The organism is Bradyrhizobium sp. ERR14 (assembly GCF_014198235.1).
Lineage (GTDB): Bacteria > Pseudomonadota > Alphaproteobacteria > Rhizobiales > Xanthobacteraceae > Bradyrhizobium.
Genome location: NZ_JACIHD010000034.1, coordinates 1 through 19,731 on the forward strand (window position 1 = coordinate 1; position 19,731 = coordinate 19,731).

A 19,731-nucleotide genomic window follows, 5' to 3' on the forward strand; every position below is an offset into this window, starting at 1 on the left:
GCGTATCTTCAACTGACGCGCCACCAATCATCATATCCCGAATCATGGTCGCCCATGGATTCAGAACCATCAACAAAATGCAACTGTAATGCTAGGGTTCAGACTCAATTGATCCAATAGGCGACGACGGCGGCGAGGTGGACGGCAGCCAAGAAGTTTCTGGCAAGTTTGTCATAGCGAGTTGCCACACGCCTGAAGTCCTTGAGTCGGCAGAAACAGCGCTCGATAACATTGCGGCCTTTGTAGGCGCGTTTGCTGAAGCTGTGGAGGGCACTACATCGCGCCCGGCAAACCGGCTCAGAATGCCTTCATCGAGAGTTTCAACGCGCGCCTGCGCGACGAACTTCTCAATGAGACGCTGTTCACTTCGCTCGCACAGGCTCGAGCCGAGCTGGCGGCCTGGAAAGATGACTACAACAACGCCAGACCGCACAGCGCCCTGGGCGACCTCACTCCGACTGAATACGCCAACCGCAACGCTCCCGGGCCGCAACGCGGCGGGACGCTGCGCTATGCCGAGGGCTCCGCGCCCCCGCCCCATTGCTTAACCGAGCCCCATGGGCTCATATTCAAACGGGACTTTCCCATTGCTGGATGAAGCGAGGGGCTCAGACCAGATGCATTCGAGCCTCGCGGTTACAATCGAGGAGGTGCCGCTGGGGTTGGCGGCCGTTAAGTTCGGGACCCGAAAGAAATTCAAGGAATCAAAAAAAGCTGGACGTAGAATGAGCTCACGCCGAGGCGCTCGCGCGATTGCGTAAAGCAGTAACTAAGCGACTGATTGCTCTCGACGTAATCAATTTGGATGCTGATCTCTTGCCGGACATTTTTCCCGAACTGCCAAAAGCTCGCCGCAGAAATTTACGTTGACGAAGCAAAAAGGTGGTGCTTTCATCGCGCGTGCATCGGCCACACTTATGCGCAGATGGCAACCCAGCGACAAACGTCGAAAGCCTTAGAGAGCGTAGCAACAGCGCTTCTCCGGCGTGAGCCGGGTAAATAGCATGCACCACGCAATGCGATCATTGGAAGCTTGAGCGACCGCGCGGTTGTCAAAAACATTGCGCAAAGAAACTTGAACGGCAGGAGAAGACGCTAAACCTCGCAATCGGGTCATCGGGCGATGTCGACCCGGCGCCGCTGACATGGAGGGCGCCATCGCAGGCAAGCCGAAAGAGGACGAGGACCGGGGCCATGCGGACAAGCCGCCGGCGGGCAAGGCCGAACAGGAGCAGCCGAGCGCGGATAAGCCGGAAGACCCCACGCCGCACGGCGTCCCGCCCTACAAGGACTAGGCCGTGCTGATCCGCGCGTCGTACGAGATAGATCGGTCAATCGGCACGACCCGCCTACCTCGCACACGGGCGCGCGTATTATCGCAATATCGCGGAGTCGAAGAGGCCTGGAGCTGGTTACAGGCGTGATCTTCTCATTCGAGCCCATAGGACGCCTGAAAAAAAGTACCCCAGCGCTCCATGCTGAACTTCGAAAACCGTGCCCTACTGATGTTTCCCGGACCACCACAGCCTATGCATCTCACTTCGCTGTCCTTTTCGGTCCACATTGCCCAATAGCGCCCGCCGACGCCGACGCTGAAGTTCTTGGTGATGAAGTAGGACAGCAGGCCTTCGACCTGAACGCCGCCGCCACCATTGCCCCGTTGTTCAGCGAAGGTGGTCGTTGGGCGCAAGAGATGGATTGTTACGGCCTTTGAAATCGGTCCAAGGTAAGTAAGCGACGTCCGTACTCAAACGCCAACCCTCGGTCAGCATGGTTTCGGCGCTCAGGCCGACACGAGGTGCATTCCACTGCGTATTCTGGCTGCCAACGACCCTGTCGTCGCCGGGCGACAAGCATGTAGCCATCATTGGGTGGGCGATCTGTACACATCCCCTCGAGTCGGAGCTCTGTTCGTAGTAGGTCCAGCCGATTAATCCCCCAAGCTTGTAGTTGGCGGCGCGCAGGAAATCGTAACCCGCATCGGCCGTGTAGTAGGTGAACCTCCCGTTTGCCTGACCTGATATCGTGTTGAGATAGGCGCGACCGAGTCAATCTTCATCGTTATCGTTTCCTTTACGACATGGCCTATCTCGAAGTCGGAGAGGGCTATCCGCTGGTCTGCGTGCACGGCACGTTAGGTGATTTCCGGACCTGGTATTCGGTGCTCGGCCCGCTGTCGAAAGCGCATCGGGTGATCTCGGTCAGCCTGCGGCATTCCTTCCCCGAGCATTGGGACGCCGTCGGCGACGATTACAAGATGGCGCAGCATGTCGCTGATATGATCGCCTTCATCGAGCAGGTGAGGCCCGGCCCCGTCGACCTGATGGGGCATTCGCGCGGCGGCCACATCGCGTTCCGCGTGGCGCAGGCGCGGCCGGATTTGGTGAGAAAGCTGGTGCTGGCCGAGCCGGGCAGCGATCTCGACGCGTCGCTGCCGGTGCCGAAAGGAACGCTCGCGCATCGGCCGCTGGCTGCGCGCACGGTGCGATCGGTCGAGCTGATCCGTGCCGGCGATATCGAGGGCGCGCTGCAGATTTCTACGAGGGCATCGAGGGTGACGGCTCGTGGCGGCGCCTGGCCGTGCGGCCCAGGAGTTAATCACCGTTAGACCGGATACTCGCCCCGCGATGAGCGGCCCAGCCGCAACTATGTCGGCAGCTACACTAGGACGTCGAAGTGGAGAGCCATCGGCTATCGCCGCGATAGGCTATCGCTAGAATTAGTCCGCCGCCGCGGCCAGAAACGGCATGATCAACGACATCTTGCGTGCAGCGGCAACGCGCGATTGGTACTCTTCTATGTCTACTTCGCGCGTCACGTGCGAGAACGAATCTTCAAAGCTGGTGTGAAGTTCGCCTTCTTCGATCCATGACTTACCGCCGTCCGCACTGATGCGATGGCCGACGAATACCTCACGTCGGCGCGCCTTGGTGTAAACCATGCGTTCAATCGTCCAACTCGTCATGGTCCCTCACGGTAGCAGCACGACTTGCTCCGAACCGCGTTGCCGTGCCCTCTCCATCGCAACCTGCACGCGACGGGAAAGGTCAATGCTATGTCCGTCCTGAATTCATAGTCTTCGACCGTAATACGGGGCGCGACGATCCGGAAGCGCCAATAGCGGCGCCCACTTGGCTTCTTCCCGTACTCGCGCTCCCACTGCGAGTGTCAATCCGCACATCACCGCATGACATTGGGTCTTGATAGCTCGAAGATTATACCTTGCCCTAGCGACCGTGCTTCAAAGCGTCAACTCCTTCGGCTGGTAGGCGTTGGGCTCGCCCTTGATGCTCCAACGGATATCGCAAGCCGCCGAAAATCTTCTCCAGTCAAACAAGCGCTTCTTCCTTCTGCCCACTCCGATATCGGTTTCGGGCGGCCATCCCGCAGGCGCTCCAGTGAGCGGAGCATCCAGAATTCACTCCTGCCGATGTCTACTTCTGCAGGGCTGATGCCATCCTCACTGGTACGGCCGGAACTCTTCCTTCAGTGAGGCGCTCTTCGCGGAGCCGTTTCCAGAAGTCCTCGGGATATGTTTACGGCTGCCGGTGCTTGATCCTATTTCAATAGAGGTAGGCGTGGGCCAAGCCGCTTGCGATCGCGTTATCGGTGAACTGAACTATGCACTCGTGACAGGCTGACTGGAGGCATAGAAACCGTGAGCTTCATATCCAAGTATGTGATTGTTGCCGAGCGAGAAGTTCGTTAGCGCGGCAACGTTAATCTTCTGACGTTTCGAATTAGCTGCAATAGTGATCTCCGTTGAGAAATCTGCGTCTTGCCCCCTACCCACTCGGCCAAGATAGATGCCGGAACTGCCCCATTCACGCGCTGGCGTGACCACTCATCAGGGCGTAGCTTTAATAGTTTCCCGCGTCACCGTTGATTCTCAATACCAGACGATGATCTTGTGATGAGATATGACCATTCGCGTAGATCTTGATAAAACTGTCTGAAACGGATGCGAATTTAGTATCAAAAGTGGAAACGCTGCCGAATTCTTAGTCGCGGCCTTTGTATTGCTCAGCACTTCTTGCGCGTGAGGGCCGTCCCACGTCAGTAGAGTTGCGAACAAAAAGTAAGGGGAAGATTGCGCGATGATGTTTCGCAAATGCAGTCTCAGCGGGTGAGGCTGCACGCTCCAAGCTGTTATTTTCCTGCATGTCTTTCTCCTTCGAAACCAACGGCGCCCGGCAATTACGTCGACGATCGTGCCTTCACGATGGGACTGCAGCGTAGGCCGAAGCTGACTCCAATCCAGCTCGCGCCAGCCACGATTAGATCGACCCCGAGAAACAGGCCCAGAATATAAACACTGTTTATCGGCCAACGGGCTAAGATCAACGATCCAATCAGCAGAGTAATGACGCCGGATATCGCCAGCCAGGACCGGGGCGTTGCGCGTTTCATGCTGAACGCCAGGATCAGGCGCATGATGCTGGCGGCGACCAGCGATGCGCCGAGCCCCAGCGTAAGCAGCACAGCGGCGAGCGTAGGATTATCAAATGTCACAAGCCCCGCGACGATGTAGAGCGCACCCAAAAGAGCGCATAGCAAGAACTTGCCCCAGGTCTTGACCTGGATAGCATTGATCATTTCGGCAACGCCGGCGGCGATCATCATCACGCCAACTAGCACCACACTCGCCACCGTCGCGAGCGCAACGCTACCAAGCGCCACGAAGCCAGTGATCAGATAAACTACGCCGAGGGCGAAAACCCAGCCCCGCTTTGGTAGCGAAGCGGTGCCCGGACCAGCTCGAAGCCGCACGATATCAGACGAACTTGTCATGGAGGTCTCCGGTACCAAAGCTGCGCCGCAGCATGGCGCCTAGCCATCGCTTTGTTGCGATCAGGGTTGAGCTTGCGGGTCGTTGCGAGCAGCCGACTCAGTGTGCTTATCAATCTATATGCTCGCCTGCTGGGTGCCATCCGCATCGTGACCTCCTCTCTTCGGGCTTGGACCGCATCCCAGGACGCGGGAGGACCACAGTACTAAGCCCGGCGAGGCGATGTCGTAGGCCGAGCAATTGGCGTGCCACGCTTTGCGAGCCGCGCGTCGAGAGCGAAACTAGTTTCTTCGTGACGCGATCGTGAAAACGCGGCCGTTTGTGGCAGCTTGCCGCCAAACGTCTTAAGTTCGACGCGCATGAACGCGACAACATGAACATCTTGCGCGTGGCGGCGATTGGCCTAACTGCATTCTCGAGGGGGTGGTATGCGCGCCCACACGACGGAGTTGGACAAACACGAAGAACGAAAGCTGTCATCCATCCGGTACATTATCCTCCTCGGAGCCACTGGTTACAGTACTCCCATGGCTGAGCGCTCCAGAATCGAGATGGGGAGTGACGACCCTCGGCGAAAGCCGAACATTCCTCTTTGCAATGGAAAAGCATCATGTCCAGAGTCACAGACGTTCTCGTTGCCTTTGATACGGAATCCATTCTTCAGAAGTACTCGAATCCGAGCAAAAGACCGGACAGCCCCACTCTCATTGACTTTCGCCATGTCTACATGATCACAAATCAGGACAACGTGATCAGTGGGCAAGCGGGCGGCGAGCTCGACCTGAAGGCCCCGGTCGGGGATTTGGTTCGTTGGCGCGAAACCAGCCTCTCCCTTGGATTCGAGAAGTCAGTGATCTTCTACCGCTTCATCGGAAACGTAGGGAACGAGCTGATCTCGCCGCCGCCCCGCGGAAGGCGGAGGCCTCGTTCGCGCATCCCAATCCTAGCAATCCGTCCGTGCCGACATGTCAGACGATTGCCAATTACTATTGGTCCTCGGAAACTTTGAGTATCGGACGAGTTACCTACCATTTCAACTTCATGGTCGTTGACCTTGCCCCCAAGTTTTATCCAATCCTGAGTTCGCTCCGGTCGTTGGTTGAAGTGCTCCCCAAAACTAGGCCAGCCGGCGCTGGAATTTTCCGGGGTTATGCATGCCGGCGGGGGCGCCGATGAGGCATTCAACAGCGATATCGGCGCCTTGTTGCCGATCGCGCTGTGGAGGCGGACTTCGTTGTAGTCTCTACGCCAATCCTCCATTTTCTGCCGCGCGTCGTCAAGGCTCAGGAACCAGTGCGTGTTGAGGCACTCGCTTCTGAGCTTGCCGTTGAAAGATTCGATGAAGCTGTTGTCCGTCGGTTTTCCCGGCCGCGAGAAATCCAGCACCACACCCTTCTGGTAAGCCCAGATATCGAGATCGCGGGAGATAAACTCTGATCCCTGGTCGACGCGGATCGTCCTGGGATAGCCAAGGATCTTGCAGATACGCTCCAAGGTCAGCACGACATCCTCGCCTCGATAACTGAAGCGCGGATCGACGGCTGGCGAGAAGCGACTGAAGGTGTCCACGATCGTGAGAACACGGATCTTGCGGCCCGTGGCGAGCTGGTCGTGAACGAAGTCCATTGCCCAGGTCTCATTGATCTGGCGTGCTTCCGTCCTATCCTCGCGCAGCTTGGCCTTCACGCGACGCTTCGGCGCTTTGTTGCGTAATTGCAGGCTTAACTCCCGATAAAGACGATAGACGCGTTTGACGTTGATGGCCCAGCCGTCACGTTGCAGCAGGACATGGACCCGGCGATAGCCGTATCTCACCCGCGTCTCGCAGATGTCCTTGATCCGACCTTTGAGAGCGGCCTGGTCGCCGCGCTTCGACTTGTAGACGTACAGTGCGCGATCGATCCGGAGGGCCGAGCAGGCCCGCCTGATCGAGACCTTCCAGTCACTTCGCACCTTGTCGACAAGCTCACGCTTGCGGCCAGGCTTTAGAGCTTTTTTGACAGCACATCCTGAAGCATGGCCTTGTCCAACGACAGGTCGGCGACAATCCGCTTCAGCTTGCTGTTCTCTTCCTCAAGCTGACGCAGCCGCTTCATCTCTGAGGGCAACAGGCCAGCGTACTTCTTCCGCCAACTGTAGAACGTCGCCTCGCTGATCCCGGCCTTGCGGCAGACCTCTGCCACCGCCGAGCCATCTTCAGCTTGCTTCAAAACAAGTGCTATCTGCGCCTCTGAAAACTTCGATGCCTTCATGGAACTCTCCTCGTCCCCGTCAGGGGATCATAAATGGAAAATTCCAGTTCAAACTGGCCTAATTTGGCGGGGGCACGTCAGGTGTGAGGCCTTTGAGAGTTTTGAGTCGCTTGGCGAAGTTGTAGTCTGAAAGATGGCTGTGGAGCTCGCCGCGCTGGTTCTTCAAGCGGGAGCACGACCAAGGGGAACTTAGGTTGCACCGAATCCGCAGGTAACAATCACCCCCAACCGCCGCAGAAGACCTTTACGGCTGGAAGGCGCGACGGCTTCGCTGTGGGTTCAGCTAGGGCTTCCCGGCTGTACCACGCGCGAGCGCCTCTTGAGCGAATAGCCCGGCGCGCCGCTTCGTCCTTCGAGAACTGCAAGGGGGAGCTGCGCGCCCGGCCTGACCATAGACCTGATGTCCAGGCCAGCGCGCATGCCTGCCCCTGCGCGATCTGATTCATCGACATTTTGGAGGCAATCGCGTTGCGCAAGCGAAGAAAATAATCCCTCTGAGCGCCGCGGGCCTGAGCTGCCGCAACATTCATCCATTTGTAGGCGAGAACGACATCCTGCGGGACACCATGACCTTTGTCATACATCATGCCGAGCATCGCCTGGGCAAATGGAATCCCGGCATTTGCGGCCTGAGTATATAGGCCGACTGCAGCATCGTAGGCTTTTGGTATGCCGAAGCCGTTTTCGTACATGAAGCCAAGCATCGCCTGTGCGTGCGCGTGGCCGCGTAAAGCAAGTGGGGTGAGCTGGCGGACTGCGTTCTGATAGTCCCCATGTGCATAGGCGCTCCGTGCTGATGCAATGGGGTCTGCGCGTGCCGGCGCTAGCGCGACAAGCAGAGCCATCATTTGCGCCAGCACGAGCCAGATGATGTTGCGTCGAGCCAACGGCGGGATAGGATAATGATCAGCGGACGTTGCGGACACGCAGGTCATCTGTAATGCTCGCGCCGACTGCACCGCGAAGCTTCGAACGTAGCTCCTCTGCCAGCTGATACGCATCGCTGCCGGTCTGGATGATCTGGGGCCGAATGAAGATGATCAACTCCGTCCGCTGCCCCTTTTTACTCTGGTGTGAAAACAAATCACCAAGACCGGGAAGCTCGTCAAGTAGCGGAATGCCGCTGCGATCCCCCTTCTGATCTTCACTGATCAATCCGGCCAAGACCACGGTTTGGCCGTTTGCCACAGAGACCGCGCTCTTCACCTTGCGTTGGGACACAATCGGCGTAAGCCCGGATGAACTGGCGTGGCTGATTTCCTGTTCGATTTCGAGACTGACGTGTCCACTTGTGGTGATACGGGGCACAACTCGAAGAATAATACCCGTGTTGCGGTAGTCGATAGTACTAACCGTGGCGCCGTTTTGCGATAGATAATTCGTTTTGCTGGTCTCGACCGGAACGACATCGCCGACCTGAAGGGTTGCGGGCTGGTTGTTGGTGACAACGAGTGACGGATTGGACAACACATTGACGCTGGTCACCCCGTGCAGCGCATCGAGGATAATGGCCGGCTGGGACTCCGATCCGATCAGGAAGTTGAAGCCCGGAATTGCGCGATTTAGCAGCGCGTTCGCTGCCTTACTCACCGCACCGCTGGTCGAGGTCGACGTAAGGATAGAACCCTGGCCGGCCTTCAATCCAAGCTGCTTGCTGGTCAGATAGCTCTGGACACCGTAACTCAGCTCGTTGGTGAGCGTTACTTCCGCGATCGTCGCCTCGATGCCGACCTGCAGCACGGGTTGATCGAGCTGCCTCAAGGTGGAGCTGATGATCCGATAGTTTTCGGGGCTGGCATAGATCAAGACAGAGTTATTAACGGTATCAGGGGTGATCCGTACATTGGTCATGACTGGCGCGCGACCACCGGTTGGTGTGTCAAGTCCACCGCTGGCATCCGCGCCGTTCGGCGAATTCAAGCCTGATGGGAATGCGGTACTTACGCCGTTGCCGCCCGACGCAGCGGTGGACAGGCTTGCGGATGTGGCGGACGAATGGGCAGCTAGTCGTTCGGCAACCGAGGTCGTCCGAGCGACCTCCTTATCGGCGATGTCGGTCGACGTCGAGGCGCTGCCGCCGAACATCTGGGTCAGCACCTTGGCCAAGTGGCGGGCGTCACCATGACGGACACGATAGACGCGAACGCCGGTTTTAGCCAAGTCTGCCTGATCGAGCCGGTGGATCCAAGTTGCTACGGCCTGGAGCAATGGCGGCTTGCGCGTTACGACCATGATGGCGTTCAACCTAGAGATGACCTGGAGTTTCACAAGGTCATGACTGAGCCCGTTGTCGCCGGAATCGATAATAGTCTCGAGCTCTGCGATCAGGGGCTCGGGCCCGGAATTGTTAATGGGATAGATGCCCACCGATTGGCCTTTCATCCAGTCGACATCAAACGTCAAGGCGGTCTCGACGGCCGTTCGCCGCTCGGGTCCGGTCCCTTGGATCAGAAGCAGGTTTCGCGTGGAATCCGCACGTACGCTTCCAGCGCGGGTTGCAAAGCTGTCCATTAGTTTGAGGATGGTTTTCGCTGCAACATATTGCAGCGGTACAACTGATACTCCATAGCCGGCTTCGGAACGACGAGCTTCCACATCGACGTGGCCGGCTCCAGTGGCATTGCCGAGGGGTGTCACTTTGTATCCGCCGCCATCGCGCACCAGCGCAAGGCCGGAAAGTCGCAGCGCGCTCTCGAGCACGAAAACGATGTCAGATCTGGGCACGGGTCGTGCGGACGCCAGGCTGACCGTCGCCTGCTCGCGTGGATCGATGGTATAGGCGAGTCCGAGAATGTCGCCGAGCGTCACCTTTAGAACAGTGGCGACAGGCGCGTTCTCGAAGTTCAGATCGTAGCCGGGACCATTAGGTGTCTGCTGCGGCCGCGCCTCCGTGGCTTCAGAGTTCTCTGAACCCCAGTAGGTGCTGCTTGCTGCATCATCTGCCTTAGGGGATGCCTGGAAAGCCGCGATCGGCTGTTCGCCGCGCGGAAGGATGTCAACCGATCGTACTTTGTCGAGCACGTCCACACCAGCGGGTGCGGTGGTGGGACCGCCGTTCGTAACCATGCTACATGAAGCGAACAGAAACATTGCCGCGACAAGCAGCATGTTGCGGGCGACCTCACCGCACTGACTTCGACTTACTGAAAGACTCACTGGATTGCCGATCCACTTGGGCAAGTGATGGAATGTGGCTGGGAGTTCCGCTGCAGATTTGTCCCACGTTCGAAAAGCCCGCACGTTGGGTGCGCCGGTCCGCCGCGATTAACCACTTCCATGTCGATAGCCAATTGTTTGTAGTTGAAGCCGATTACGCCGGAGGACGGGTGATCTCGCCACCAAGTTCTCTTGCCGAAGCAGGAGTTCGATCACATGCCTGGCTGACTCATCCGGTCATCGATAGCCCGCCCACGTCTTCTTCGGACTGCCGAGAAATGGATGACCTGTTTGCCGGTTGCGGTATCGCTTGAAGTCGCTCCGCCCACATTTTCGTTACTGAATAGCCGGATCGCGACCGTGAAGAGGCACAATGGTAGGAAATGAGCTCACCGTTGCGGCCGGTGCCCAGTTTGCGGCGCAGTTTGTCACAGTCATTGTCGCGTATGGTTTGAGCGGCTCCCGCAGCCGGAGAGCACGTATCCCAAGTGCCGGTATAGGAACGCAGTGATTGGCGCTCGCGCTCGGAACTCAACGCCTTCCCAACAGGACGGGCCTCAAGCAGACAGCGTTCCATGCTTTGCTGGTTTGACCACGCGCTTCACTCGCGGGCCCGCGGTGGTCAACTTGCGTGCGTTCCGCGATCCGCCGCATCAGGGCGGACCATCGCCTGATTAGCGACGCGTTGCGGCCCATAGACGCTTGGGGGGAACAAAACCGAGCAGCTGGCAATGACCGCGACCAGCGGCTTTCCATGATATCTCCACCATACTCGCCGCTGCCGCTCTCGAACGTGCGTGCTACCGGTTTCTGAAGTTGCTGCATTCGTTGGCCCGAATGCAGTTGATAGCGTTGCGCCAGATTGGCCGTTTTCGCATGCGTCTGCAGCCCCCTCAGCGTCGATGTTCGTACTCAGTGCAATCTTTCGTCTCGTGCTCTGCGTCATTCTCCCCTCTGTCGGTTTCGGCGGAACGGCCCAACTCAAATTGGCCAACCTGTCAGAGTCTCAGGCCACTTTAGCTTTAAGTCTTCTGCAAGCACTGTACCAATCTGCAGGGGCGGCATGGCGCCTCTCTGAGATGTTGCGTTCGCGACAGAGCTGGCGGATTAAAGACCTTGCCGCCCTTCTTAGTTCGGAGTCTCACACTCTCGCATTCGAGCCGATGAAGCGCGGGGCTCTCCCTCAGACGATCTGCCTGAACAACACCGCGCGCGTCTCTCGCAATTTGGCATGTGGCTTGCCAGAGATGTTTGACGAGTCGACTCGGGGTCCGATACCGCCCCTGGGCGCAAGCGGATCAAGTTATGTGCGATACATCGTCAGCGCAATTCATCGAGCATCTCCGGCGGGTGTGTTCGGAACACCCGGCGGGCGTCGCTCAAACCGGTGAGGGGCCGACGAGAACTTGGGAGATGTTTGACTTATCGGCAGAGTCATTTGCCGACGAAGCCGCCCGCTTTTCGGGTCTCGAACGTATTACGCTACCGGAAATGATGGCGGCCGCTCCTGCAATCGACCAGTTCGCGCCGGCCTTTCTCCGCGACGTGCCCGCTTTTCCTCACCGCCTTTCGGACGGCACACCCGTCTTTGCCTTGGCGGATCCCACCGACCAGCCCTCGCGTCGAGCCGCGGAGCTGGTGTTCGGGGTGCCGACCTCATTTAAGGTAGCTTCGATAGAGGACATTGCTATCCTTCTCGATCAGAAGCTGGGGGCTGCGGAAGAGAGGGAGCAGTCCGCCGTTCAGCAGCTACGCGAGGACGACATCGAAAGTCTGCGTGACCTGGCGAGCGGCGCGCCCGTCGTGCGCGCGGTCACGGATCTGATCGAAAAAGCCCTCGAAATGCGCGCAAGCGACATTCATATCGAGCCGTTCTCAGGCGGGCTTTCGGTTCGGCTGCGGATCGATGGGCTCCTTCGTGCCATTCAGCCGCCAGCAGGTGTGCTGCCCCAAGCAGTCATCTCTCGCATTAAGATCATTGCGGGGTTGAACATCGCGGAACGACGTCTGCCGCAAGACGGAGCTGCGCGAATTCGGGTCGGCCGCGAGATCGACGTGCGTGTTGCAATCATGCCGACGCAGTATGGCGAGTCCGCGGTTCTACGCCTTCTACCAAAGGAGCGCTCCCAGCTCGCAGTAGACCGTCTCGGGCTTTCTGGGCGCGATGAGGCTGTTCTGCGCAGGCTGATCACGGTTCCGCACGGCATGATCGTGGTCACAGGGCCGACTGGCAGCGGAAAAACGACTACTCTCGCCACCATAATGTCGATGCTCAATGTGCCGGAACGGAAAATCCTCACAGTGGAGGACCCCGTGGAGTACGACATCCCCGGAATCAATCAGTCGCAAATCAAGCCTGCCATCGGGCTTACTTTCGCGAGTGCACTCCGCTCCTTTGTTCGCCAGGATCCCGACGTGATTATGGTCGGTGAAATCCGAGATTCGGAGACGGCGAATGTAGCCATCCATGCCGCGCTCACGGGACATCTTGTGCTCACGACGATGCACGCCGAAACGGCCGCGGCGGCCGTGCCGCGACTGCTTGATCTTGGTGTGGAAGGATATCTTTTGCGATCGACTTTGCGTGGCGTCATCGCGCAGCGGCTGGTGCGACAACTCTGCGATCATTGCAAGGCGCCGACGCCGTTCGACGAGGATAAACGGTCCCAGGACACCAGAGTGAGCCGCCTCGGACTATCTGTAGGGGAAATCATGTGGCAGCCGCGGGGCTGCGCACGCTGCGGCCACAGCGGTTATCGCGGTCGGATCGGTGTATTTGAGCTCCTCGAACTCAGCAGCGGCTTGCGTGAGCTGATCGCAGATAATGCCGATGGGCTGGCAATAGATCAGGTGGCGATCGCTGGGGGGATGACGACGATGCTGGACGATGGAATTGCGAAATGCCGAGCTGCAATCACAGCGCCGGCTGAAATTGTTCGTGTAGTCGCTGCACGCTGAGTCAGGATTATGCCAAGTTTCCGCTATCGAGCCTTGACGCAGTTAGGAAAGATCGTTGTCGGCGCGTTGGACGCACCGACGCAAGCAGAGGCCGAGCGCCGGATTTCATATCTGCACCTGCTACCGATTGAAGCGGTGGAGGAGACTCGTTCGGCTTCGGTATTTCGCTGCGGATTGTGGTCTAACCACCCTTCATACGCGGATCTCACAAATTTCACGCGCGATCTTGCGCTGCTTCTGAAGGCAGGCGCGCGCCTTGATGACGCTCTTGATCTTCTGTCGGGAGATTGCGATGTCGCTCGGCTGCGTTCGGTGATTAGAGGATTGAGGTTAGCCGTGCTTGGCGGCGAAAGCTTTACCGATGCAGTTTCCGCGCAACCTGATCTGTTTCCGTCAATGTATGGCGCACTCATGAAGGTCGGTGAAGCCTCCGGTACGCTGAGCCAAGTCCTTGAGGTTCTAGCCGCGGAGCGCGATCGGGCTGAGGCAACTCGGCGCAAGCTCCGTGACGCCATGCATTATCCGATCTTCGTGTTGCTTGCTGCGGGCTGCGTTATGCTGTTCTTCATTCTGGCCGTGTTGCCACAATTTTCATCAGTGCTGCGCGATTTCGGCGGCCGGGCTGACCCGGCACTTGGCTTCTTCATGGAAGTCTCTGATCTGATGCGAGCTAACCGCGCTTTGCTGCTGATCTCAAGTGCGTTCCTCCTGGCCGCGGGCTGGTGGCTCACGCGGCAGGCCAAGGTACGAGCGTCGATCGTCGCTGCGCTTTCAGCGCTGCCTGGAATTGGCAGAATCTTTGTCTTCCACCGCACGAGCCTGTTCTGTCGGAACTTGGGATTGTTGTTGGGGTGTGGCGTTAGTCTCACCGCAACGCAGCGCATTCTCGTCGACGTGATGTCCGTGACCTCGTCTCCTGCCCCGTGGATCGAAGCGGCTGATCGCGTTCGGTACGGCGGCAAGCTGTCGCAAGCGCTGGCAGCGTCCAACGTCCTCCCGCCCATGGCAATTCGCATGCTACGGCTGGGCGAGGAGACCGGCGAATTGCCGGTGCTGGCCGGCCGAGTCGCGGAATTCTATGAAGCGAAACTCCAGCGCAGCCTTGATCGCGTCTTAGGAATGGTCGGGCCAGCCGCAATACTGACAATCAGTATTGTCGTCGGAGGCCTGATCGTTTCGGTCATGACGGCGCTACTTTCCGTCACGCAGCTCGTCGACTGACGAGGCGCAAGGAGATCAGCATGACAACAGAATGCCAGCGGGTCGTGGAACGTCGTGCATACCGCTCTAGACTTGTATGTCATATTCCGGCGAGGGCCGCCGACGGCGAGCGGGGATTTACGCTGACTGAGATGCTGGTAGTGATCACCATCATAGGCCTGATCATGGGGCTGATCGGGCCAAGGGTCCTCAATTATCTCGGTGAGTCCAAGGTGAAGGCAGCTAAGATTCAGTTGCAGAGCTTCGCGAGCGCGCTGGACCTGTTTTTTCTGGACGCCGGTCGTTATCCCTCTACATCAGAAGGGTTGCGAGCCTTGGCGAACCGGCCCGCCGGCATTGCGGCCTGGAACGGCCCGTACCTGAGAGGTGGCGCGATCCCCGCCGATCCCTGGAATACGCCTTATGTTTATCGCTCCCCCGGCGAGCGTGGCCCATACGAGATTATATCCTACGGGGCCGACGCTCAGGAGGGAGGCAGCGGTACGGCTGCCGACATTACGCTCGGTGGGCAGACGAGTGCACGCAATGAGTGATGGTCAACGCGGTTTTACATTGCTGGAGGTGGTTTGCATGCTCGCGATCATCGGAATGATCGTGGCCGTGCTATTACCGTTCGTGCCGCGGCAGACCTCCAAGGCAAGGCTGCAGGCCTATGCTCTTGCGGGCGCCTCAATTCTGAAGGGCGACCGCGCGATGTCGGTCTCCGGTGGCGTCAGGGTCGATACTCTCGTTGATCCGCCAGGCCGGGCGATTCGTTCGGGCGCCAGCTCCGCTGCCGTCCAGGTACCGGACGACGTCGAATTCGAGGCGATTTTGCCACGCAGCTGCAACCAACGTCCGGTCTTATCGACGATCAGTTTCTTTCCGGACGGCCTGTCCTGCGGTGGTGTGATTGGGCTGTGGCGGGCTGACCTGCGTGTCGAGATCAGGATCGACTGGTTGACTGGGAGGATTGAGGTTGTCTCTCGTTCCCTCGTCAATGGCTGAAAAGAGTGATGCTGGCTTCACTCTGATAGAGGTCCTGGTCGCGCTCGCGGTGCTCAGCCTCTCGCTCGGCTTGATTGGCGCTGTTGTATCAACCAGCATGCGTGCCGTTCGTAAGATCGAGGAGAGGGTCTCAGTCATCCAGGAGGCGAACGCGGTTTTTGTCACTACGGTTCCGGACCGCAATCGGCTTCTAACCGGTACATTGCGCGGTGCGTCCGGCTCCGGCGAGTGGACTGTTCTGATTGCGCCGATGGGGGCCGGCTGGGACGTCGCCGCCGGTCAGGCGGGCTGGATTCCTCGCATGCTGGAGCTGCGTCTCCGTTCGGCAACGGGCGCCGTCGTCGATGTGCGCACAGTGCGGCTGGTGCGGACTGCACGGTGATGTGTGTGGCTTCAGAACATCGTGACGATCGGGCAGGATTCACCCTGGTCGAAGCGCTGGCTGCACTCGTTGTCGCGGGGCTCGTGATCTCGGTGCTCGCGACGATGGCGTCGCAATGGTTTCCAGCGTGGAATCGCGGGATCAATCGTGTTCAGCGTGCGGAGATGCTCGGTTTGGCGCTGCGCCGAATAGCCAACGATCTTTCGGCAGCGGAGTTTGTCCCGTCCAATCGCGAGCAGCCCCAGCCGCTGTTTGAAGGGGGGGAGCTAGGGGTGATTTTTGTCAGCAGGGCGATTGGACCGAATGTCGGACCCGGCCTTGACATCGTCCAGATCGGCGAAACTGCTAATGGACCCGATCTTGCGCTCGTGCGCTCGCGAACCCCCTTCACCCCTTTGCCCGTCGGCGTTTCACTTTCCGAGACTCTGCATTTCTCCGATCGAGTGGTGCTGCTTACTCCTCCCTTCCGACTGTCCTTTGCCTATGCGGATGCGAGCCTCGCATGGTGGCCGGATTGGCATGGGGTGGGTCGGCTCCCGACTGCCGTTCGCCTTACTATTCACGATCGTAGTCGCGGCGGACTCGCCGTAATGTCGAGAGTGGTCCGGATTCATGTCGATGCTCCGGCTGCGGAATGTATTGAAGGTGAGAGGGACTGCGTCAGCTCGAGGCCGGACGAGCCGGACTCGAAGGCCGCTTTCGGTGGCGAGCGGAGCGAATGATGTTGCAGTGGAAACGGCAATCATCACGCAAGGATGGCTCTCGGGATGGCTTCATCCTGGTGGCGGTGCTCTGGTTTCTAGCAGCCTTGGCAGCGCTTGTCGTGGTATTCTCACAATATCTTTCGAGCTCGGTGCGAGCGTTGCGGATTGATGATGACGCCTTGCAAGCAGAAGCGTTGGTCGCCGCCGGGGTTGAGTTAGCGGCTTATCAATTGCTCATGGCGAAAAGTGAGGAGCGACCAAGGCGTGGTGGATTCAGCATCCGGCTCGGTGGTGACATTGTGACGGTCTCGTTCCTAACGGAGGCCGCCCGTGTCGATCTCAATGCCGCGCCGAAGGAGATGATTGCTAATCTCTTCAACATCCTTGGAGCAGACGCCGAAGCGGCGCAGGATTATGCCGATAGGGTGCTGTCGTGGCGTACCAAGCCGGTGGATAAGGCGGCTGCGCAATCGGAAGAGGCGCTCTATGCCGCGGCGGGACGTAAATATGGACCGAGGCTGGCACCCTTCGTCCATGTCGACGAGCTACTGCTAGTGCTGGGGCTACCGTCCTGGCTGTTTGACCGAGTGATGCCGTTTGTCACGGTCTTCAGCGGCTCGCCTGGGATAGACATCTTGTCCGCCCCGGCGGAGGTGGTCGCTTCAGTTCCGGGAATGACGCCGCTGATCCTGAAGGATTTCCTCGCGTCCCGAGAAGCGTTGTCCGCCGATCCGGCTGCTGTTGCGCAGGCGCTGGTACCCTCAAGTGCCAGGGTCATCGCGGGCAAGAGCAACGCGTGGAGGTTGCGTGTGTCATCAGAGGCAGCCGATGGTCGGCGGCGATCGTCGGTGGTCGTAATTGAATTGGGCGAAGGGAAATCGCCTTATCGAGTTCTGTCGCACGAGGATGAGGGCGCGCAAACACGGGACGCGCGCGGCGTGCGCCGTGGGGCATGAAGTTGGCAAGTGACATCGAAGCGGTGCTTACCGCGTGGTGTGCGGCGGTGGCTAGCGCTCTTGAAGCGATCGCGAACCGCGTCCACCGGCGCCGGCGTGTAAGCGCTTGCCACGACGGAGCGGACGGGTTGACGCTACAGCTGCTGCAATACTCCGCACGCAAGCTGCAACCAGAGAATGCCCAAGTTCGGATGGCCGGCGAACATACCCTGCCCAGCAAATGGATTGGGGTACTGCGTGGGTGCGTAATGGATATTTACCTCGCGCCGAACCAGATTCTGGTTCGGCAGCTCGACTTTCCAAAGCAGGCAGAACCATTTCTAAACGGAATGATCCGTTCACGGATCGATCGACTGACGCCCTGGAGTGCCGAACAGGCGCTCTTTGGCTTTAGTGAGCCTCAGTCGGTTCCCAATGAGCGCATCGGCCTCATTTTAGCGGCGGTGTCGCGTGCCACGGTAGAGCCACTGGTCCAGTTCGCGGATCATGTCGGAGCTGCCACAGTCGCGATCCATACACATCGCGAGCTGTCCTTGCATCCGATTACGCTTTTCAGCGCAGGCCTTCGTTCGGCAATCTGCGGTCGTCGAGACCTCGCGAAACTCCTGAAGTTTTCTCTGCTCGGCGCTGCGACTGCGACCGCATTGGTGCTGATAATAACCATGGTGCTCGGCACCAAAGCAGACGGAGCATTGCAAGAACTGCGCAGTACGATCGCCCGTCAGCGGGCAGCAGTGAGGGGCGATCCGAGTGATGCTGCATCAACCGCCGAGACGCTGCTCGCTCGGCGTAAGCAGGCTACGCCAGCGACGGTGTTGGTTCTGGATCATCTATCGAGCATTCTGCCAGATGGTACCTATGTCACCACACTGCGTGTCGAGGGAGAACGGCTGCAACTGATTGGTTTGACTCAGGACGCCCCGACGCTGATCCAGCTGATCGAGCAGTCACCGCAGTTCAGCCGAGCCGCATTTTTCGCACCGACCACCAGATCATCGAACGAGCCCGGCGAGAGGTTTCACATCGAGGTTCGTGTGAATCCCTATTTCAAGGGAAGCACATGAGAGGATCCGCTCTCTTTCGCGTGGCATTTCGGTCATCAACCGCCGCAGCCGCGTCAGGCTATGCTATCGTAGCTCTCGCTCTCCTCTGGGTAATCGCAAGCGCCATCACCGATCTACTTGCCCGATACGACCAGCTCCGCGACGCTGGAGAGCTATTGGCTCAGTTCGAGGGACGAGCGGTTCGGCCTGATCGCCGCGAGGAGCCTAATCTGACCGCGCCTGGAGGCTCCTCTTTTGTCGAAGGAAAGACTGTGACGGTCGCAGGCGCTGCGCTCGTGCGAAGGGTGGTGGGCGCCGTCACAAAAGCTGGGGGCCACGTTCTGTCGACCGAGGTCGAACTGCAGGGCAACGATTCGAAAACAGGGTTCATTAGTGTAGCGACGAGTTGCGAGATCGAACAACCAGCCCTACAGCAACTGCTCTATGATCTGGAAGCCGGTCTTCCATTCCTCTTTGTGAAGCAGCTCTCGGTCGAGACGTTCTTGACTGTCACGACCACCCGGCCAGGAAAGCTGCGCGTTTCGCTCACAGTGTCGGGGCAGTGGCGGGACGGCGAATGATGCGCCCTATCGCAATGATCCGTTGGGCCGCCATCATAGCGGGCACGACAAACCTGTCGGTCTGCACGGCCTTGGCGGCTCTGAAAAGCGAGGAAGTGACGGACACGGCTTCGATAGTGCAGCGGGAGGGTGGGGCAGGAGCCGACAAGCCTGAGCCCCCCTCATTGAACGTCAACTCGGTGTCGGCGCCGAAGGAGCCTGCACCAAGTGCCAATCCCTTGTGGGGCATTCCATTGACCTCGCTGTCCCCCACCCGAGATCGTCCCATCTTCTCGCCCTCACGACGGGCGCTGGTTCCCCCATCGACGTCCATTGCCGCTGTGCCCGTGCCTCCGCTGTCCTCCAAGAGACCGGAGAAGCCGGCGCTCTCGCTGGTTGGAACCGTTGTGGGAGGTTTCGAGAGCTACGGGATATTCGTCGACCAATCCAGCAAGCTGCCGCTTCGGATGAGGGTCGGCGAACAGCACGATGGCTGGTTGCTACGCGAGGTGCAACCTCGCGAGGTGATGTTGGAAAAGGCCTCCAACAAGGCGATCATGTCTATGCCCCAGCCTGGAAAAGGAAGTGAGGGAGATATCCAGTTATTGCCTTTGAAGTCGACGCCCGCCGGATGGGAGCTGGGACCTCGACAGCTGCAGTAGTGGTCCGATCCAACATCCGGTCCTCCAAACAGCGCCTGTGGTTCCTCTTACTGCAATCCAC

The 19,731-nt window shown here is 58.9% G+C and carries 17 protein-coding genes and 4 pseudogenes; 14 read left to right on the forward strand and 7 right to left on the reverse strand.

Going from position 1 to position 19,731, the window contains the following annotated elements; all coding sequences use genetic code 11:
• Positions 1-104 precede the first annotated feature (104 nt).
• Positions 105-260, reverse strand: a pseudogene (locus GGD62_RS38755) (transposase); the annotation flags it as partial.
• An 11-nt stretch (positions 261-271) separates the two neighbouring features.
• Between GGD62_RS38755 and GGD62_RS41270 the strand changes: the two are divergent.
• Positions 272-598, forward strand: a pseudogene (locus GGD62_RS41270) (transposase); the annotation flags it as partial.
• Between the two features lie 547 nt (positions 599-1,145).
• Positions 1,146-1,295 carry a hypothetical protein gene (locus GGD62_RS38765; protein WP_183714263.1) on the forward strand — a complete coding sequence of 50 codons (150 nt, stop codon included), beginning with the start codon at positions 1,146-1,148 and terminating at the stop codon, positions 1,293-1,295.
• Positions 1,296-1,429: 134 nt separating this feature from the next.
• Here GGD62_RS38765 and GGD62_RS41275 read toward each other — a convergent pair whose 3' ends face one another.
• A complete protein-coding gene (locus GGD62_RS41275) occupies positions 1,430-1,690 on the reverse strand; it encodes a hypothetical protein (RefSeq protein WP_246800487.1) in 261 nt (86 codons plus the stop codon).
• Positions 1,691-2,080: 390 nt separating this feature from the next.
• On the opposite strand from GGD62_RS41275, the pseudogene GGD62_RS38775 reads away from it, so the two are divergent.
• Positions 2,081-2,577, forward strand: a pseudogene (locus tag GGD62_RS38775) (alpha/beta fold hydrolase); the annotation flags it as partial.
• Positions 2,578-2,719: 142 nt separating this feature from the next.
• Here the strand turns inward: GGD62_RS38775 and GGD62_RS38780 are convergent.
• Together GGD62_RS38780 and GGD62_RS38785 are read right to left on the reverse strand one after the other, a co-directional pair.
• Positions 2,720-2,941 (reverse strand): hypothetical protein, encoded by a 222-nt coding sequence (locus tag GGD62_RS38780; RefSeq protein WP_183714269.1) that lies wholly within the window; start codon positions 2,939-2,941, stop codon positions 2,720-2,722.
• A 1,256-nt stretch (positions 2,942-4,197) separates the two neighbouring features.
• A complete protein-coding gene (locus GGD62_RS38785) occupies positions 4,198-4,791 on the reverse strand; it encodes an HdeD family acid-resistance protein (protein WP_183714272.1) in 594 nt (197 codons plus the stop codon).
• 608 nt (positions 4,792-5,399) lie between these two features.
• Between GGD62_RS38785 and GGD62_RS41985 the strand changes: the two genes are divergently transcribed.
• Positions 5,400-5,798, forward strand: coding sequence for an AidA/PixA family protein (locus GGD62_RS41985; protein WP_210318064.1), 399 nt, complete (start codon positions 5,400-5,402; stop codon positions 5,796-5,798).
• 155 nt (positions 5,799-5,953) lie between these two features.
• Here GGD62_RS41985 and GGD62_RS38795 read toward each other — a convergent pair.
• From GGD62_RS38795 to gspD, 3 genes and pseudogenes are all read right to left on the reverse strand, one after another.
• A pseudogene (locus GGD62_RS38795) lies at positions 5,954-7,041 on the reverse strand (IS3 family transposase); the annotation flags it as partial.
• Positions 7,042-7,259: 218 nt separating this feature from the next.
• The gene (locus tag GGD62_RS41780) at positions 7,260-7,976 is read right to left on the reverse strand and encodes a tetratricopeptide repeat protein (RefSeq protein ID WP_183714275.1); all 717 of its coding nucleotides are present in this window, start codon (positions 7,974-7,976) and stop codon (positions 7,260-7,262) included.
• Positions 7,948-10,149 carry a type II secretion system secretin GspD gene (gene gspD, locus GGD62_RS38805; protein ID WP_183714278.1) on the reverse strand — a complete coding sequence of 734 codons (2,202 nt, stop codon included), beginning with the start codon at positions 10,147-10,149 and terminating at the stop codon, positions 7,948-7,950. Before gspD ends, GGD62_RS41780 begins: the two co-directional genes overlap by 29 nt.
• Before the next feature lie 1,353 nt (positions 10,150-11,502).
• Here gspD and GGD62_RS38810 point away from each other — a divergent pair.
• The 10 genes from GGD62_RS38810 to GGD62_RS38855 all read left to right on the forward strand — a co-directional run bounded on the left by GGD62_RS38810 (position 11,503) and on the right by GGD62_RS38855 (position 19,670).
• On the forward strand, positions 11,503-13,155 hold the full coding sequence (locus tag GGD62_RS38810) for a GspE/PulE family protein (protein ID WP_183714282.1): 1,653 nt from the start codon (positions 11,503-11,505) through the stop codon (positions 13,153-13,155).
• Between the two features lie 9 nt (positions 13,156-13,164).
• Complete coding sequence (locus GGD62_RS38815) at positions 13,165-14,376, forward strand: type II secretion system F family protein (RefSeq protein WP_183714285.1); 1,212 nt, start codon at positions 13,165-13,167, stop codon at positions 14,374-14,376.
• A gap of 20 nt (positions 14,377-14,396) precedes the next feature.
• Positions 14,397-14,909 carry a type II secretion system major pseudopilin GspG gene (gene gspG, locus GGD62_RS38820; RefSeq protein WP_183714287.1) on the forward strand — a complete coding sequence of 171 codons (513 nt, stop codon included), beginning with the start codon at positions 14,397-14,399 and terminating at the stop codon, positions 14,907-14,909.
• Positions 14,902-15,363, forward strand: coding sequence for a prepilin-type N-terminal cleavage/methylation domain-containing protein (locus GGD62_RS38825; RefSeq protein ID WP_183714290.1), 462 nt, complete (start codon positions 14,902-14,904; stop codon positions 15,361-15,363). Before gspG ends, GGD62_RS38825 begins: the two co-directional genes overlap by 8 nt.
• Complete coding sequence (locus GGD62_RS38830) at positions 15,356-15,745, forward strand: type II secretion system protein J (RefSeq protein WP_183714293.1); 390 nt, start codon at positions 15,356-15,358, stop codon at positions 15,743-15,745. The genes GGD62_RS38825 and GGD62_RS38830 overlap by 8 nt, the downstream gene beginning before the upstream one ends.
• A gap of 5 nt (positions 15,746-15,750) precedes the next feature.
• Positions 15,751-16,467: a prepilin-type N-terminal cleavage/methylation domain-containing protein gene (locus tag GGD62_RS38835; protein WP_183714296.1), complete on the forward strand. Its 717-nt coding sequence runs from the start codon at positions 15,751-15,753 to the stop codon at positions 16,465-16,467.
• Positions 16,467-17,405, forward strand: coding sequence for a general secretion pathway protein GspK (locus tag GGD62_RS38840; protein ID WP_183714299.1), 939 nt, complete (start codon positions 16,467-16,469; stop codon positions 17,403-17,405). Before GGD62_RS38835 ends, GGD62_RS38840 begins: the two co-directional genes overlap by 1 nt.
• Positions 17,406-17,533: 128 nt before the next feature.
• Entirely contained in the window at positions 17,534-18,469 is a 936-nt protein-coding gene (locus GGD62_RS38845) for a PilN domain-containing protein (protein ID WP_246800489.1), read from the forward strand.
• Positions 18,466-19,029 carry a type II secretion system protein GspM gene (gspM, locus tag GGD62_RS38850; RefSeq protein ID WP_183714305.1) on the forward strand — a complete coding sequence of 188 codons (564 nt, stop codon included), beginning with the start codon at positions 18,466-18,468 and terminating at the stop codon, positions 19,027-19,029. Before GGD62_RS38845 ends, gspM begins: the two co-directional genes overlap by 4 nt.
• A complete protein-coding gene (locus GGD62_RS38855; RefSeq protein ID WP_183714308.1) occupies positions 19,026-19,670 on the forward strand; it encodes a general secretion pathway protein GspN in 645 nt (214 codons plus the stop codon). The genes gspM and GGD62_RS38855 overlap by 4 nt, the downstream gene beginning before the upstream one ends.
• Positions 19,671-19,731: the final 61 nt, after the last annotated feature.